This is a genomic window from Pyramidobacter porci (assembly GCF_009695745.1).
Classification (GTDB): domain Bacteria; phylum Synergistota; class Synergistia; order Synergistales; family Dethiosulfovibrionaceae; genus Pyramidobacter; species Pyramidobacter porci.
Genome location: NZ_VUNH01000010.1, coordinates 109572 through 124694, shown reverse-complemented (window position 1 = coordinate 124694; position 15123 = coordinate 109572). Strand labels below are relative to the sequence as shown.

The following is a 15123-nucleotide window of genomic DNA, read 5'->3' as shown; positions in this document are numbered from 1 at the left end:
CAAAAGAGAAGCCCTGCGAGGAGTGACTTTTTACTCCTCGCAGGGCTTCTTGTGAGACGGCGCGGTTTTTTGTGAACTTCGCGCCGTTTCGCTCCCTATTACAATTTTTTTTTGTCTTAAGCTCACTTCCCGCCGGCTGTGATGTTTTTGATCACGTTGCAGCGGTCCAGAGCGAAGACGGCGTTGCGGACCTTGGTGCGGCGGTAGGCGCCTTCGACGATCAGCAGGTCGCCTTTGCTGCACTTGGCCAGGTCGCCGCGGTCATCGGCGTCGAAATAGCAGAGGATCGAATCGCCGCCCTCTTTCTCGGACTGGAGGAGCACGGTGTACAGGTCGCCGGACACGCCCATGTCGCCCATGCGTCCCTGCACTTGCGTAAGCGCGTTTTCGTACTGGGCCTCGAAGCGGGCCACGTTGGCGCGGTAGGCTTCTATCATCGCGTCGACTTTCTCGGCCTTCTTGGGCGAGGAAGACTGCGGCGAATTGGCGTCCGCCGGTTCGACGGGCGTCAGTTCGAGCGCGCTCTTGGGCAGCGGATCAGGCTGGTCCAGCAAGCGGCTGGCTTCGGCCAACGCCTTTGCAGGCAGCAGCGCCGCGGAGTTGGTCGTGTCGAACCAATCGTCAGGGTTGACGCGCAGGCGGCGGATGATAGCGCCATTGACGTCGACGTAGCGGTCGTAGCGGCGCTGGTATCGGGTGCCATCGTTGGAATAGCGCAGGCAGAAGTCGTTGTACTTCACGCCGGCTGCCTGGTCGGCGGGAATATCCTGTTTCACCATCAGCGCGGAGAGCCGCCGGATCTCGCTCTCCGAGAGGACGCAGCGTATCACGACGGAGATCATGCCGTTTTCGGCGTCTTTGGAGTATTCGTTGAGGTAGAAATCATTTCCCGTGCGGGTCGTATCGAGCAGGATCGGCTCGGCGGGCGCGGCGGCGAAAGCCGCGGTGCAGCTCATGATGAACAGGAACGTAAAAATCAGTTTTTTCATAGCTCACGGTCCTTTCAAATGGATTTGTAACGTGGTCAATTATAGCATGACGCGATCTCAGGGACAAAAAAAGCCCCGGTTGAAACCGGAGCTCCAAATGTCCCTCATCTGTGCGCGAGCAGGTCGAGGATGTCCTGGCCGTAGCCGCGGCGCTTGGCGATGTCCAGCGGCGTGCCGCGGACTGTTTCGCCGTTTTCCATGTCGCCTTCCCAGACCTCGCCTTCAAGCTCGACGTCGGCGCCGTTGGCGATCAGCAGTTTGATCAGGCGCGGATCGGCCTTGGCGTTCAGCGCCTCAAGCAGCATGGAGCTGTTCTGATCGGCGATGTCGTTCACGCTCGCGCCCGCTTCGATCAGTTTCCGCGCCAGCGCGTCGCCGGGATAGGGTTTGACGGAACAGGCCAGCAGGGCCGGATTGAGCTGCGCTTTCGACCTGGCCATGCGGTCCACTACGGCCATGTCGACCTTGCCGCCTTGCGCGCGGATGTAGTTGGCCAGCGCCTGAGGCTCGTTCTCGAGATCGGCGCCGGAATCGAGCATCAGCCCGAGGATGCGCCCCGCGTCCTTGTCGGTACGGCTCGCCACGACGGCGATGACGTACCCTTCCAGCTCGTTGCCTTCGGTGTCGGTGTAGGGGATGAAAGCGTTGACGTCGGCGCCCTTTTTGACGGCGGCCGCGGCGGAGGCGTAGGAACTATTCGCCCAATTCAGCGGTTCGCCGTCCGCCGCGGCGGGTTCGTCGGGACCGTCGCCGGAACGAGCGGCGCGGTCGTCGGGCTCGCTCTGCGCGTCCAACGCTTCCATAGCGACGGAATAGGCCATGCCGGAGGTGAGCTTGGGCTTGGAAGGCTCCCATTTTTTCTTGTTGACGGGCACGTCGGCGATCAGTTCGCCGTCCTCGTCGAAATAGCGGTCGTACACGCGCTGAAACTGGTCGCCGGCCTCGTTGAACCGGAAGCAGAAGATGTTGTTGGTCAGCTTTCGGGCTTTGACGAACGACACGCCCTTCTTTTTCGTCAGCCATTCGATCGTCTTCAGCTTTTCGGCGTCGCTGTAATGTCCGTTGATGACGACGGTCAGCCGCCCGCTGGATTCGTTGTAATCGAACTCGTCCAGGAAATACTCGGTGCCGCTCTTCGCCTTGACGAGCGAGATCGGCTCGTCGAACACGAACGCCGGAGCGCCGACGGCGCAGAATGCGCAAAAGAGGAGCGCAAGCAACAATTTTTTCACGGGAATCCTTCCTTTCATTCAACGTTGATTAAGTTTATTTTAAAACAGGAGCGACGAAATTGGAAGCACCGCGTTTCCCGCGTTCTTTACGATCCGCGCAGACATAAGAACGCCGCCGGTCTGGGGGACAGACCGGCGGCGTTCTTATGGGGTGTTTGTGTGTTGGAAGTGCTGTACTGCATTTCTGCCGGCATGTCACTGCGTTCCATCGCATCTGGGGGGAGACGCGAAAGCGCACGAAAACTTTGCATGGACTGCCAATTTTTTAAGGGGGAGGCGGCCCGTTGCGCCCGCTGCCGAGCAGGCAAGAGAAAAGGGAAATCCGCGACATAAGCCGCCGGGGGGAGGCGGCGAACATCCAATGAAAAGGAAAGGCTCAGAGCGACTTATGAACGAAACGGCACACCGCGGCAAAGCTTTCGTCGGAAATGACGTGTTCCACTTTGCAGGCGTCTTCCGCCGCGACTTCGCTGTCCACTCCGAGTTCTCTGAAAAAGGCCGAAAGCACCTTGTGACGATCGTAGATCCGATCGGCGATCTCCCTGCCCGCGGGGGTCAGAGTGATCAGACCGTCCTTGTCCATGAGAATGTAATTGTTCTCGCGCAGGCGCTTCATCGCCACGCTTACGCTCGGTTTTGTCACGTTCAGCTCCGTGGCGATGTCCACCGATCGGGCATAACCCAGCCGTTCGTGGAGCATCAAGATCTTTTCCAGATAATCCTCCGCAGACTGATGTATTTGCATGTCTACCCCTCGCTTTCATTCTTATAAGCTAACTTATATGATGCCATTAAAGGGCGAGTTTTGCAAGTACCATCACTGCGAAAGAAGATACAAAACCTTTCGCCGCCTCGAAAATTTTGCAGTTAAAGGAAAAACGCTTTTTCTTCCTTCAACAAAACTTTTCGGCGCGGTCGGACGAAAGGGCTGCTCCTTAAGCGAGCGCGCTTTTGAGAACGCCGCACCACGCTTCGATACGCGCGTCGGTCAGCTCGGGCTGATTCTGCGAATCCAGCGCCAGGCCCACGAACTTTCCGTCCGCGGCGACCGCGGAGTCGATGTTGTCGTAGCCTTCCACCGGCGCTTCGCCGATCAGAGTCGCTCCGGCGTCCGCAGCCGCTTCGCGCAGCTTGACGAGGGCGAGACCGAACGTGTCGGCGAAACCTTCGTGATCGCCCGTGCCAAACACGGCGACCTTCTTGCCCTTCAGATCCATGCCTTCAAGCTTGGGGAGGAACGCGTCCCAATCGTCCTGAAGATCGCCGGCGCCCCATGTGGAGGAACCGAGGATCAGAGCGTCGTACCCCGCCAGCTGCTCGGGAGAAACTTCCGCAACGTTCAGGCAATCGGCCTGAAGGATCGACGCGATCTTCGACGCAGCTTCCTCCGTCATACCGGTCGTGCTGCCGTAAACAACTGCTATGGACATTCCTATAACCTCCTGCATGAGAGACTTTCATACTATGTTAGATCACGCTAACTATTTTAGCCGGAAATCCCATTCTGTCAAGAGGCTATTTAAAAATTCTTCAAGATCAGTCGCGGCAACATTTTAAAGAGTTTGTCCGAGGTTTTGGCGCGCACGAAAAAACGATTCACCGCCATTCTTTTATCGAAACAAGCTCATGAAAACCCCGTTGACATCGCGTTCAAGTTCCTTTAGAATTCTCGCAACTGAATTAGTTTTGGCTAATTAAAAGAAGCGTACTGCACTCGTTTGTGAGAGGAAGGAGCGACGGCGTATGGAAGTTTTTCGCCACCATATCTATGAATTCAAAAAAGGATTGAGAAATCTGATCCTCCATACGGCGCCTCTCGGCGACGTGCCGGAGATCGAGCGCGCCCTTCAGGCGCAGGGCATCGCCTATCGTCTGGCCTACCTGAAAAACGGGCACGTCAACGTTTTTTTCGGCTGCCCGGACTGTATTCGCGTCCTCGAGATCATCGGCAAAAGCAGTCTCTGCGACTTCACGAAAGAAGAAGATTTCATTCTCGGCATCATGCTCGGCTACGGACGCCTCGAGGAGTGCCGGCGCTTCATCTCCCTCAGCGCACAACAGTACGGCGGAAGCTGCGCCGCCGACTGAAGCCGGACGATAACGGTACAAAGAAAAGGCGGGAACAAGGCTCATTGCGAGCTTTGTTTCCGTCTTTTCTCTTTTTCCGCCCCGAACGGCGCCCGATAAAATTTTTGTTACGGCGTATCAGCTGTGACTTAAGGAGTTCATGGTTCGCCAGCCGTATCCGGAACGGCTTCCACCGACTGGATCACGGCCATGCCGCGCCAGACTTTCACGGTTGCCCGCAGACGGGACTGCCGCGCCGCTTCTTCGAGTTCGCGCGCCGTGTTCTCTTTGACGTAAAAGCGTTTCAGTCCCTCGCCGTAGTCCATCTCCGCCGCCGTCGAGCCGTCGGCGCGCTCGGCCAGGTACTTGGCGGTCCCTTTCAGATACGGGCCTTCGGGAACTTCCGCGAAAACGCCGCTGGGAGCCCACAGCCCCTCTTTGTCCGGCGCCAGCGCCACGTACCATACGCTGAGGTCCGGTACGGCGTATTCCGATCTTTTCTCGTCGGGCGCCGGAAACAGCGCCAACGGCACCGACTCGGCTTCGAAGCTGAGCGCCACGTAATCGCCGCGGAACAGGTCGCGCGGGTCCACTGGACGCACCGCCAGACGCACCTCCGCGCCAAAGCGGGTCACGCAGGCGGGGCGCAGCGGCAGCGCCAGCAGGATCAGCACGGGCAGCAGCGATGCCGCCAAATATTTAAAGTTTTTCATAAGCGTCGCCCTCCTTGTCGCGCTTTGCCTTTGTGCGGCGCGCCGAACGTTCCCACCAGAATCCGGCGATCAGGCACAGCAGGCCGAGCCCCGAAAACGTCGCCGCCTTGGACATGAAGCCGAAGAAATGGTCCGCAAAGTAGCGCAGGACCAGCAGGGCGAGGAACAGGCCGCCCAGCCGCGCGCCCCGGTAAAGCCGCCAGCCCATGACAGCGGCCGTCAGCGCGGCCGCGCCGTTCGCCGCCAGGCGCAGCGCGTTCAATTCCTGCGCCGCCGTTCCGTCCAAAACGCGCAGACAAGGAAAATCGTACCAGACTTCCGGCACCGACAGCGCCACTCCGGCGGCTCCCGCCAGCAGCGTGCCCCAGGCCGACAGAACATCGCGCCATTCTTCCCCGCGCTTCGCGCGCGAGAACGCCGGCAGCGCCGCTCCGGCGGCGAAAAACGCAAGCAGCGCGGCGGTCAAGCCGAAATACTGCGTCAGCCGCGTGAACAAGAAAAAGATCGTCATCTGCACGTTGAAATTGAACGCGCGCAGGTTCCAGCGCATCTGCCGCCACAGCCACCAGAGCGCCAGCAGCAGCGCCCCCGGTAAGACGTCGCCGCGGAACGAGGCAAGATCAGGGGTTCTTTCCCAGAAGAAAAACACTCCCTGCCCGGCGACGTAAATCAACGAAACAGCCTGCAGCAGATACATCTGCCAGGCGTCGCGGAAGATCCGCACCGCCGGGATCAGCCCCAGCGCCCACCAGCCGAACGCCGTGGACCAGTGCCCGCCCTGATGGTACATCTGCGCGACCAGGAAGATGCCGCCGCCGAAGATCAGCCCGGCCAGCAGACGCAGCGCCCGGGCTCCGGACGGCGAATCTTTTTCGCAGAAGCAGGCCGCGCCCATCGACAGCGCGTACGCCGCGAGAACCAGCGCCGTCCGCAGCAGGCGCGGGATCGTCCACCAGTTGGCCGCCACCGCGCTGATGGCCCCCAGCCCGACCAGCGCCGCGCCCGCGCAAAGCAGCGTTTGCGCGAAACTGCGCGAGCGCGCCGAGTAGAGCGACGCGATCCGCGCCGCCGAGTCCGCGCCGATCAGACCTTCCTGTTGCCAGACCTGCAGTTCTTCCCGCAAAAAGTCCAGCTTTCGTTTTGAAATAGAGCGAGTCATCTCTTTTCCGGCTCCCTTCGCGTTCATGAATCGTCTCGCGGCTTCCGGCCGACGTATACAGCTTAAAGCATTTTCTTCCGGCGCGCAAGATGGCGCAAACACCCGTGGCGGTATAACGTTTCCCAACGCTTTAAGTCCGCCGCCGCGCCGGCAGTTCGGCGCACGGGGAAAGCGGGGCGCGTGTCGCGGCAAATCCTCGTCCGTCGCATTAAAAATTTTGCGTTCGCGCTATTTGCACCAAAAGAAAAATAGGTTTCTATGGAGAGGCGGAATTCACGATAATTGTATTTTAATCATATCACGGTATAATAAAAGGACTCATCATGGGGAAAACAACGCATTAAGGAGGATTGTCCATGCGGATTGTGGCCTTGATGGAGAATACCTCAGGGAAAGAATGCTGCCGCGCGGAGCACGGTTTGAGCCTGTACATCGAGACGGATCGCCACAAAGTGCTGTTCGACGCGGGCGCCAGCGGTCTGTTTGCGAAAAACGCGCTGGCGCTGGGCGTCGACCTCGCGGCCGTGGATACGGCCGTGCTGTCTCACGGGCACAGCGATCATTCGGGCGGCATGACGACGTTTTTCCGCCTGAACGATCACGCCAAACTTTACGCGCGCGCGACGTACGACCGGCCGCGCTACAACCGCGACGGCAAATACATCGGCGTGGAACCGCGGCTGATCGGCCATCCTCGGATCGTTGCCGTCGGCGAGGATCGCCTGCGCCTTGACAACGAGCTGACCATCGCCAGCTATGCGGGCAAGCCCTGCGAGTGGCCCGTCGATACCTGCGGCATGATGATGGAGGCCGGCGGCGTGCTGGTGCCGGAACAGTTCGGGCACGAACAGTACCTGCTGGTCAGCGAAGGGGCGAAAAAGGTACTGATCAGCGGCTGCAGTCACCGCGGTATTCTCAACATCATGGAATGGGCTTCGAAAGAAGGGGCTCAGGCGGTCGTCGGCGGATTTCACTTCAAGGACGTGCCGGAAGATCAGTTCCGCCGCATGGATGCGGCCGCGGCCGAACTGAAACGCTGGCCCGTGACGTACTACACCTGCCATTGCACAGGAGTGTCCCAGTATGATTACCTGCGGCAAAAGATGGGCGAGCAGCTGCGCTATCTGGCGGCGGGCGATGAGCTGGCGCTTTAGGAGCGGCCGTACGACGGACAAAAACAAACGAAAAGCGGCGCGGGGCCGGTTCGAAACTGTTCGAACGTCCCGCGCCGCTTTTATTCGTCCGCGATCGGGGCGAACGGTGGAACGATATCTTTCGGCAAAAATTTTTCGGCGCCGGCACGCCGGTTCGACGCGCTTCTCCGTCGGTTTTGGAAACTATTCTGCAACTCTTTGCAAACCAGCATTTTTTTCTACGTTGTATCCTACAAAAGGATGCAAGTACCGTGTATAATATTTGAAAGTCAGAAAAGGGAAGCCGATGAAGATCAAAAAGCACTGACAGTATCAAGGAACGTTCCAGTGCAGGGGGGATTTTCCGTGCGCAGAAAAAGTGTGTTTGCTCTTGCGGCCGTGCTGACCGTGGCGGCGGGATTATGGCTGTATCGGAAGTTTGCCGCGCCGCCGGTGATCCGCGCGTACACGACGATCCCGGAGAAGGAAGCGGCGGTGCTGTTTCAACGCTTTACCGATTATACCGGGTTGCGGGTCAGCTTTTCACGACTCTCGTCGGGCGAGATGTTGAGGCGCGTCATCGCCGAAAAGGTTTGTCCGCAGGCCGACCTGATCATTGGCGGCCCGGCCGACATTTACGATGCCGCCAAACGCGAAGGCGCGCTGGCCCGGTATGTTCCCGAAGCGGCCAAGGCCATGCCGGTCGGGTATCGCGATCCTGACAATCGCTGGTTCGGCATCGGCGTGACGCCGTTGTGCTTTCTCGTCAACAGGAATTTTATCGAGAAGAACGGGCTGAGAATGCCCGATTCCTGGCAGGATCTGCTTGACCCTGCGTATCGCGGGGCGCTGCAGATGGTTGATCCCCGCGCGTCGGCGACGGCCTCGGAACAAATCTATTCGCTCGTGCGCATCTACGGCGAGAGAGAGGCTTTCGAGTACCAGAAAAAGCTGGCGGAAAACGTGCGCGCATACGCCAGAAACGGTGTCGGCGGCGCCATGCCTGTCGCCTTGGGACAGGCCGCTGCGGGCGTGTTCTATTACGTGGACGCGATGAGCCTGAAGCTGGAAGGTTATCCCGTGGAAATCGTTTTCCCCAAGGAGGGCGTGACGTATGCGGTGGACGGCTGCGCGCTGCTCGACGGCGCGGCGTCCCCCGAGGAGGCGAAGTATCTGTTGCAGTGGCTGGCGTCGCAGGATTTCGCGCGCAGCCGTATGGAGCAGAAGCCGTGTTACCTTCCCGCTTGCCCTGAGCTGCGGGAGCTCAACAAGCTGCTCGATCTGAATTCGATCAGGCTGCTCCAGTGCAGCGTGCCGTGGAAAAGCCAGAATCGCCTGCGCCTGATCGACCGCTGGACCAGCGAAGTGGCGCGGAGCGATCAGCTGAAAGACTCCCAGGACACGGTGCGGAGCGCCTCGGTTCTGCAAAAATAACCGTTGAAAAACAAATCGCGGCAGTCCGCCGGAACTTTCCCGGCGGACTGCCGCGATTCGTTTGTGAAAATCTTTCAGGACGTGAGGGGATGGTAAGCGCCGGCGGCGAACATGTCGTCGAGAAAACGCTTTCCGGTTGCCGTTTTGAAAATACGTTCCCTGACCTTTTCGGCAGGCCCGTGACAGTCAAAACCTTCTTCGAAGACGTTGACGAGAAAGTCGGCCTCGACGAGGATCTGATAATCGGCGCCATCGATGTCGCCGTAGGTGTGATGATGGGCGATCAGATATTTGACGCGCTCGATCTGCGCTTCGCCGTAGCCGCCGAGCTCGCGCAAGATCGCCTCGGCGACGCCGGGCCCCTCCCGTTCCTGATACTTGCCGTGCCCGTTGCCGTGCGTGGCTTCGGCCTGATGAATGCCGATGTCGTGGAGAATGGCCGCCGTCTCGAGAATGAACTGCGTCTCCTCGTCCAGTCCTTCCAGTGCGCCGATCGCCGCGGCCAGATCGTGGACCTTGACGAAATGCTGGATGCGCCGGGCATCGCCGCGGTCATAACGGATTGCCGCAGCAAGCAGGCGCGCGTGCTTCGGATTCATTCCAACACCTCCTATGGCGTGGTGCGCCAATTATGCTGAATAGGCAAAACAGTAACGACTGTTTCACAAATAAATTTCGCTCTCAGCCGTCTCGCGCCAGGCGGCGTTTCAACGTTTCGATCTCGGCGGCGGTCAGGCCGATGCCGCGCAGATAGCGCTCGGCGGCCCGACGAAGCGGTTCTTTGGGAGTCCTGGCAATGGCATGGCAAAAAGATTCGATGCCGTCGTCCACATGCGTGACGTAGCGGGGCTCGCCGCGTTTCAGGTGGTAATAGTTGACGAAGCTTTGGCCGTAGTCGTCCTTCAATTCGTCCAAGGAAGCGTCGAGCAGCGCCGCCAGCAGAAAGCTGACAAAACCGGCGCGGTCCTTGCCCTCGGCGCAGTGAATCAGATACGGGGCGGGGCGTTTCGTCATGAAACGCAGTTCCTCGGCCAGACCGGCGCGAAAGGTCGCGTGCTCCGGCGCGGCGGGCAGGGCGCGGGCGATCACGCGGCCGCCGCGCCAGAGCATGCGATAATACGGCGACCGGCAGGCGGGGCTTTCCATGTTCTTCTTCAGACGTTCGGGCGAGTTGGCCAGGTTCAGCACGGTGCGGATGCCGGCTTCTCGCGCCAATCGGTCGGCGTAGGGGGCGCGCGGGCGCTCCGTGCTCGAGGGAATGCTGGAGCGGTACAGAGAACCGCGCCTCAGGCGCCCGCCGCGAACTTCGCGAAAGTTGGCGAAAACGGCGTCGCTGTCGTAATCGCCGCGTACATCGGTGGCCCGCAGGCGCTCATGCGTCTTGGCATCGTCTCTTTTCTCGAATGGAGTCGGCATGACCCGTAACGATTCGAGCAGGCGATCGTGCGGATTCCGCCCGTCGTCTTTCGGCGCCGCCGGAGCGCAGCCTGCCGCGAAGAAGCTCTCGCTGACAGCCAGCATCAGCGAGGCGGCACAAAGCAGCAACAGTTTTTTCATTGTTTCCTTTCATCCTTTCCGAAAAGGAGGCACAGGCTGATTGTATCACAGCGGCGCCGCGTCGGTTTTGCCGCCGCGATGTTCCGCGTGGAACATCGCGGCGGAACGCGAAGTGTTAGAATAAAAACAGTGAACGTTCCAACCAAAAACGGGAGGTCCTGAAAGATGTCTTACGAAGAAATCCAAGTCCTATCGGCACAGGCTGTCGGCGAACTGCTCGCTGTCGCGCGCACGGAACCCGGCGATATTTTCGTGGTTGGCTGCTCCACCAGCGAGATCGGCGGCTTCCGCATCGGCAAAGAGTCGAACGCGGAAATCGCCAAAGCCGTTTACAGCGGCATCATGCCGGCGCTGCGCGAACGCGGGCTCTTTTTGGCGGCGCAGTGCTGCGAACACCTCAACCGCGCCCTGATCGTGGAAAAGGCGGCGCTGCTCCCCGGCGCGGAAATCTGCAACGTCGTGCCGCAGCTGCACGCCGGCGGCGCGTTCGCGACGACCGCCTACGAAAATTGCGAACGCCCCGTCGCCGTCGAGCACCTTCGTGCCGCCGCGGGCATGGACATCGGCGATACGCTGATCGGCATGCACCTGCGCGACGTGGCCGTGCCCGTGCGCGTCTCCGTGAAGAAAATCGGCGCGGCCAACCTGGTCTGCGCGCGCACGCGCCCCAAGTTCGTCGGCGGCGCGCGGGCCGTTTACGACGACGCGCTCTCCGGCGGCGATATTAAGCGGTAAGCCCAAGGCCCCCTGAATAAAACAGTCATCGAAAAAAGGCGATCCAAGCTCCGCGCAAGCAAGAGATTAAAAATCGAAAAATTCACTTTCAGTCTCTTGTGATCCCATACGGTTGGGAATAGCCTATGACATTCCTTCTTCGGGGCCATCATGCCCCGCATGTGGGAAACTCTCCTGCACGCCCTGCGCGGACGCACATGACAGGATCGGCGCAGCTCAACGGAGCAAAGAAGCGGTCCATGTTTCTCGTTCGTCTTTCTCTTGCGATCTGCAGATTCCATGTCACCGAGACTGAGTGGGGACATCGGCTATTCTCCTTTGCTCGATGGGCGCGTAAACTGATTTACCAGTTGTGGCTGATTCTCGCCGTTGCGTTCGATCTTTCGCATTTCACCCGATCGGGCGATGTGGAATGGCGGCGGATAGGGTATAATGCGACTATGAAAGATCGTCCGCGGCGCGAATGTGCGGGGCTTCCAAAACTGGAAGACAAGGGGAGATCGGCATGGGGCTCTTCGGCAAACTTTTCGAGAAAAAGATCTGTTCCATCTGCGGCGGCGATATCGGCCTGCTCGGCAACCGCAAGCTGGCGGACGGCAATCTGTGCAAGAAGTGCGCCCAGAAGCTTTCGCCGTGGTTCGATGAGCGCCGCGAGAGCACGGTGGCGCAGATCGACGAACAGCTTCGGGACCGCGAACGCAACCTCGAGGAACTGCGCGGCTTCTCGAGCTCGCGCGGAGTCGGTGACGGCGGGCGGCTGATGATCGACGAAGCGGGGGGACGTTTTGTCGTGCTCGAAGACGCCGATGACGACCTGCTGGCCGTCAATCCCGACCTCGTCTCTCTGGCGCAGGTCGAGCGCGTTGAGCTGGAGGTTGAGCACATCAGTCACGAGGAGAAGCGCATGATCGACGGCAAGAAGCAGAGTTACGAGCCGCCGCGCTTTCTTCATTATTTCGACTTCTGGGAGGTCATCACGACCAGCCATCCGTGGGCGAAGCGGATCCGCTTCCGTCTCAACGGTCCTTCGCTGCCGCTGCACGCCGAAGGCATTGCGCGCCGTCAGCCCCATCTCGACGCGTATCACGAGGTAAAAGCGCACATCGAGCTGCCTCCCGCCGGGCTTCTTGCCGACCTCGGCCTCAACGCGCCCGTCGAGCTCGATTGCCGCACTCGGCAGGAGCTGGACGAGTGCGACCGCTGTTGCGAAATGCACGCGCTGATCCAGTCCTTGCTGGACGCGTCGCGGGCGGATCATAAAAACTGAAAGCCAGTTTGGCCGGCATCACTTCAAAGGAGAGATGAGAATGGCAATTTACTGCACATCCTGCGGAAAGAAGTTCGAAAACGACGAGCAGCACTTCTGCCCTTACTGCGGCGCGACCCGTCCCGTCGAACAGCCCAAGCCCGTCGTGAAGACGCCTCTGCAGACCGACCCCAAGCGCGTGCGCGTTGGCGAAGCCGCCGCGGTCGTGGCGCCGAAAAAGGACAAAGCGTCGCGGAAGAGCCGCTTCTGGTTCTGGCTGGCTGTCGTCGTCGTTGCCGCGGCCGCGGTGGGCTGGTTCTTCCCCGCAAGCCGCGTCCCCTTCCAGCGCCTCTTCGCCGGCGAGCCTTTCAGCGTCGTTTTCGACGACACCGTCAAGCAGATCGCGGCGCTCTTCGGCCGATAAGCGGTCCCCGCGCGAAGCTCCGCTGAAAACAGACGGCGTGGTCCCGCGCGGGACCACGCGAATGAAAAAAGTCCGATGCCTTAAGGCATCGGACTTTTTGCTACGCTTCGCCTGAAGATGCGTCGCATTGTTATATTCTAGTTGTAATTATAGAGATGTAAAAACACTCTGTGTATTGTCTTCCGGCGAGGACTTCAGGCGAAGGGAGGTGATACGATGGAGTTGTGGAAACTGCTGACCGTTCTGGCGGCGTTGGCGGTCTCTTGGTCGTCCGGCGAACCTGGCGGCGCGGCGAAACGCGGCGTGAGAACGGTCTTGGAAGCGTTGCGCGTTCAGCGTAAAACGGCCGGGCTCGACGTTCGGCAGCTGGAAGCGCTGCGCTGCCGCTGCTGCGGCGCGGCCGGCATGGACGCCGTTTTGCTCGCGAAGCTGGCGGAACTTCAAGCGCGCTGGAAAGAGCGTCTGACCTTTACCAGCGGACGGCGCTGCGGGCGGCACAACGCCCGCGTCGGCGGCGTGCCGCGCAGCCGCCACCTGACCGGGCAGGCGGCCGACGTGGCGGTCGCGGCGCGGGAACAGGCGCGTTTCTGCGCGCTGGCGCGGCGGCTGGGCTTTCGGTACGTGCTGCCGGATCCGCGGCGGAATTACGTGCATTTGTCGCTGTAGGCAAAACGAAGAAACTTCCGCAAAAAACAACTGGGGATATTCATACTCGTTTTCGTTAAAAAGAGCACAGGTTCTTCACCCTTTTCAGAATGCCGAAGACGCGTCGAAGACTGCATGAAATCGCGTGCCGCACGCTTTTTGCGGCCCGGTCGCGCGCCGGCGCGGTTTTTGACGACGCGCCCGTGACTTCGCTCAAGGCGGAAGTGACCGAGCGCACCTCCACCATGCTGCTGAACAACGAATAACCGTGAAAACAAGAGCGGCGTCCTACGGGGCGCCGCCATGAAAAGAGATGCAAAAAACAGGCGCCCGAGACGAACGAGTTCGAACCGTTCGCTTCGGGCGTCTTTTATACAAAATCAGCTTTGCCGGACGGCAGGGCTGATTTTTTTGTTCTTGCGGCTTACTTGGGCGCGGCCGTGCACCAGTTGATGAACCAGACGATATTGGGCAGGCCGACCAGATCGATCAGTACCGCGCCGCAGAGCGGCACGATAAGGAACGCCTTGTGCGACATCACGCCGTAGCGTTCGCAGACGGCCCCCATGTTGGCGACGGCGTTGGGCGTGGCGCCCAGACCGTGGCCGAGGAATCCGGCGCACATGACGGCGGCGTCGTAATCCCTGCCCAGCAGCGGGAACAGCACAAAGACGCCGAGCGCGGCGATCAGCAGCGTCTGGAACAGCAGGATGCCCATCAGAGGCAGCGCCAGATCGTACAGATCCCAAATGCGCAGACTCATCATCGCCATGGTCAGGAACACGCCGAGGGCGACGTCGCTGATCAGGTCGACGCATTTGGTGTTGATCTTGACCAGATGGAGATGATCGTTGAGATTGCGGAAGATCACGGCCACGAACATGGCGGTGACGTAGCCGGGCAGGCTGAAGTTCGTTCCCTTGGTGAAGCGGGCGATATAACCGGAGAGCAGCGAGCCGAGCGCCATGATGACGAGCACGAGGCACAGCGATTTCATGAAGCCGTCGGCAGTGACCTCGCTGCTGCCGCCTTCGTGCATGACTTCGGCGGCGCTCTTCTGATAGATGGCGTCGTCGCTGGCCTGGATGTCGACGCGGTTTTTGTCGATCAGCCATTTGCAGATCGGGCCGCCGAGCAGGCCGCCGGCGATCAGACCGTAGGTGGCGGAAGCGATGGCGACGGCGGCTGCGCCGGTGACGCCGAGATTCTCGGTCAGCGGTCCGAAGGAAGCGGCCGCGCCGTGCCCGCCTTCGAGCGAGACGGCTCCGGCCATGACGCCGAGGGCGGGATGGATACCGAAGAGCTTTGCCAGCGCCGCGCCCGCGCCGTTCTGGACGACGGCGAGGATCCAGCAGAAGACCAGATAGACGATCAGCGCCTTGCCGCCGCGCCGCAGCAGGGCCAGACTGCCGCCGATACCGACGGTGGTGAAGAAGGCGAGCATCATAGGCGACTGCAGCGAGGTGGTGAACTTCACGCTGGCGCCGCCGTTATGATGCAGGACAAGGGCGAGGATGGCCATGAGCAGGCCGCCGACGACCGGCGCGGGGATGCAGAACGTCTCGAAAAAGCGCAGGCGGCGGCGCAGCCCGTAGCCGACGATGAGCAGCAGCAGGGCGACGGCGGTGGTCCACAGCGCGTCGAACTGGATGGACAGAACGTTCTCCGCAAAACTCCATGACATTGACGATCACTCCTTGGATGAAAAGGTGATTTTCGGGCCGCACGGTCCGAATGAATCGAAACCTTAAAATCGAAAAAATTTTATCATATTGTTAGATTCAATACA

General features: G+C 60.2%; 16 protein-coding genes. 7 read left to right on the top strand and 9 right to left on the bottom strand.

Annotation, left to right across the window (positions count from 1 at the left end; translation table 11 throughout):
• Positions 1-122: 122 nt before the first annotated feature.
• The 4 genes from FYJ74_RS09740 to FYJ74_RS09725 all read right to left on the bottom strand — a co-directional run bounded on the left by FYJ74_RS09740 (position 123) and on the right by FYJ74_RS09725 (position 3651).
• Positions 123-989 carry an OB-fold protein gene (locus FYJ74_RS09740; RefSeq protein WP_154529386.1) on the bottom strand — a complete coding sequence of 289 codons (867 nt, stop codon included), beginning with the start codon at positions 987-989 and terminating at the stop codon, positions 123-125.
• A 104-nt stretch (positions 990-1093) separates the two neighbouring features.
• A complete protein-coding gene (locus FYJ74_RS09735) occupies positions 1094-2221 on the bottom strand; it encodes a hypothetical protein (RefSeq protein ID WP_154529385.1) in 1128 nt (375 codons plus the stop codon).
• 376 nt (positions 2222-2597) lie between these two features.
• Positions 2598-2966 carry a metal-dependent transcriptional regulator gene (locus tag FYJ74_RS09730; protein ID WP_154529384.1) on the bottom strand — a complete coding sequence of 123 codons (369 nt, stop codon included), beginning with the start codon at positions 2964-2966 and terminating at the stop codon, positions 2598-2600.
• Between the two features lie 190 nt (positions 2967-3156).
• A complete protein-coding gene (locus tag FYJ74_RS09725) occupies positions 3157-3651 on the bottom strand; it encodes a flavodoxin (RefSeq protein ID WP_154529383.1) in 495 nt (164 codons plus the stop codon).
• Positions 3652-3964: 313 nt separating this feature from the next.
• On the opposite strand from FYJ74_RS09725, the gene FYJ74_RS09720 reads away from it, so the two are divergent.
• The gene (locus tag FYJ74_RS09720) at positions 3965-4309 is read left to right on the top strand and encodes a DUF2023 family protein (protein ID WP_154529382.1); all 345 of its coding nucleotides are present in this window, start codon (positions 3965-3967) and stop codon (positions 4307-4309) included.
• A 137-nt stretch (positions 4310-4446) separates the two neighbouring features.
• Here FYJ74_RS09720 and FYJ74_RS09715 read toward each other — a convergent pair whose 3' ends face one another.
• Both FYJ74_RS09715 and FYJ74_RS09710 read right to left on the bottom strand, forming a co-directional pair.
• Positions 4447-5001 (bottom strand): GDYXXLXY domain-containing protein, encoded by a 555-nt coding sequence (locus FYJ74_RS09715; protein ID WP_154529381.1) that lies wholly within the window; start codon positions 4999-5001, stop codon positions 4447-4449.
• Positions 4988-6160 (bottom strand): DUF2157 domain-containing protein, encoded by a 1173-nt coding sequence (locus tag FYJ74_RS09710; RefSeq protein ID WP_195838885.1) that lies wholly within the window; start codon positions 6158-6160, stop codon positions 4988-4990. The genes FYJ74_RS09715 and FYJ74_RS09710 overlap by 14 nt, the downstream gene beginning before the upstream one ends.
• Before the next feature lie 356 nt (positions 6161-6516).
• Between FYJ74_RS09710 and FYJ74_RS09705 the strand changes: the two genes are divergently transcribed.
• Positions 6517-7314 carry an MBL fold metallo-hydrolase gene (locus tag FYJ74_RS09705; RefSeq protein ID WP_154529379.1) on the top strand — a complete coding sequence of 266 codons (798 nt, stop codon included), beginning with the start codon at positions 6517-6519 and terminating at the stop codon, positions 7312-7314.
• Between the two features lie 345 nt (positions 7315-7659).
• Complete coding sequence (locus FYJ74_RS09700; RefSeq protein WP_195838884.1) at positions 7660-8727, top strand: ABC transporter substrate-binding protein; 1068 nt, start codon at positions 7660-7662, stop codon at positions 8725-8727.
• A 74-nt stretch (positions 8728-8801) separates the two neighbouring features.
• Here the strand turns inward: FYJ74_RS09700 and FYJ74_RS09695 are convergent, their stop codons facing one another.
• Positions 8802-9326, bottom strand: coding sequence for an HD domain-containing protein (locus FYJ74_RS09695; RefSeq protein ID WP_154529377.1), 525 nt, complete (start codon positions 9324-9326; stop codon positions 8802-8804).
• An 82-nt stretch (positions 9327-9408) separates the two neighbouring features.
• Positions 9409-10284 carry a tyrosine-protein phosphatase gene (locus FYJ74_RS09690; RefSeq protein WP_154529376.1) on the bottom strand — a complete coding sequence of 292 codons (876 nt, stop codon included), beginning with the start codon at positions 10282-10284 and terminating at the stop codon, positions 9409-9411.
• Positions 10285-10449: 165 nt separating this feature from the next.
• Between FYJ74_RS09690 and FYJ74_RS09685 the strand changes: the two genes are divergently transcribed.
• From FYJ74_RS09685 to FYJ74_RS09670, 4 genes are all read left to right on the top strand, one after another.
• Positions 10450-11019: a TIGR01440 family protein gene (locus tag FYJ74_RS09685; protein WP_154529375.1), complete on the top strand. Its 570-nt coding sequence runs from the start codon at positions 10450-10452 to the stop codon at positions 11017-11019.
• 505 nt (positions 11020-11524) lie between these two features.
• Positions 11525-12286 carry a DUF4428 domain-containing protein gene (locus FYJ74_RS09680; protein ID WP_195838883.1) on the top strand — a complete coding sequence of 254 codons (762 nt, stop codon included), beginning with the start codon at positions 11525-11527 and terminating at the stop codon, positions 12284-12286.
• A 40-nt stretch (positions 12287-12326) separates the two neighbouring features.
• Entirely contained in the window at positions 12327-12689 is a 363-nt protein-coding gene (locus tag FYJ74_RS09675; protein ID WP_195838882.1) for a zinc ribbon domain-containing protein, read from the top strand.
• A gap of 216 nt (positions 12690-12905) precedes the next feature.
• The gene (locus tag FYJ74_RS09670) at positions 12906-13355 is read left to right on the top strand and encodes a YcbK family protein (RefSeq protein WP_154529372.1); all 450 of its coding nucleotides are present in this window, start codon (positions 12906-12908) and stop codon (positions 13353-13355) included.
• Between the two features lie 403 nt (positions 13356-13758).
• On the opposite strand, the gene gltS is transcribed toward FYJ74_RS09670, so the two are convergent.
• Complete coding sequence (gene gltS / locus FYJ74_RS09665) at positions 13759-15018, bottom strand: sodium/glutamate symporter (RefSeq protein WP_154529371.1); 1260 nt, start codon at positions 15016-15018, stop codon at positions 13759-13761.
• Positions 15019-15123 lie beyond the last annotated feature (105 nt).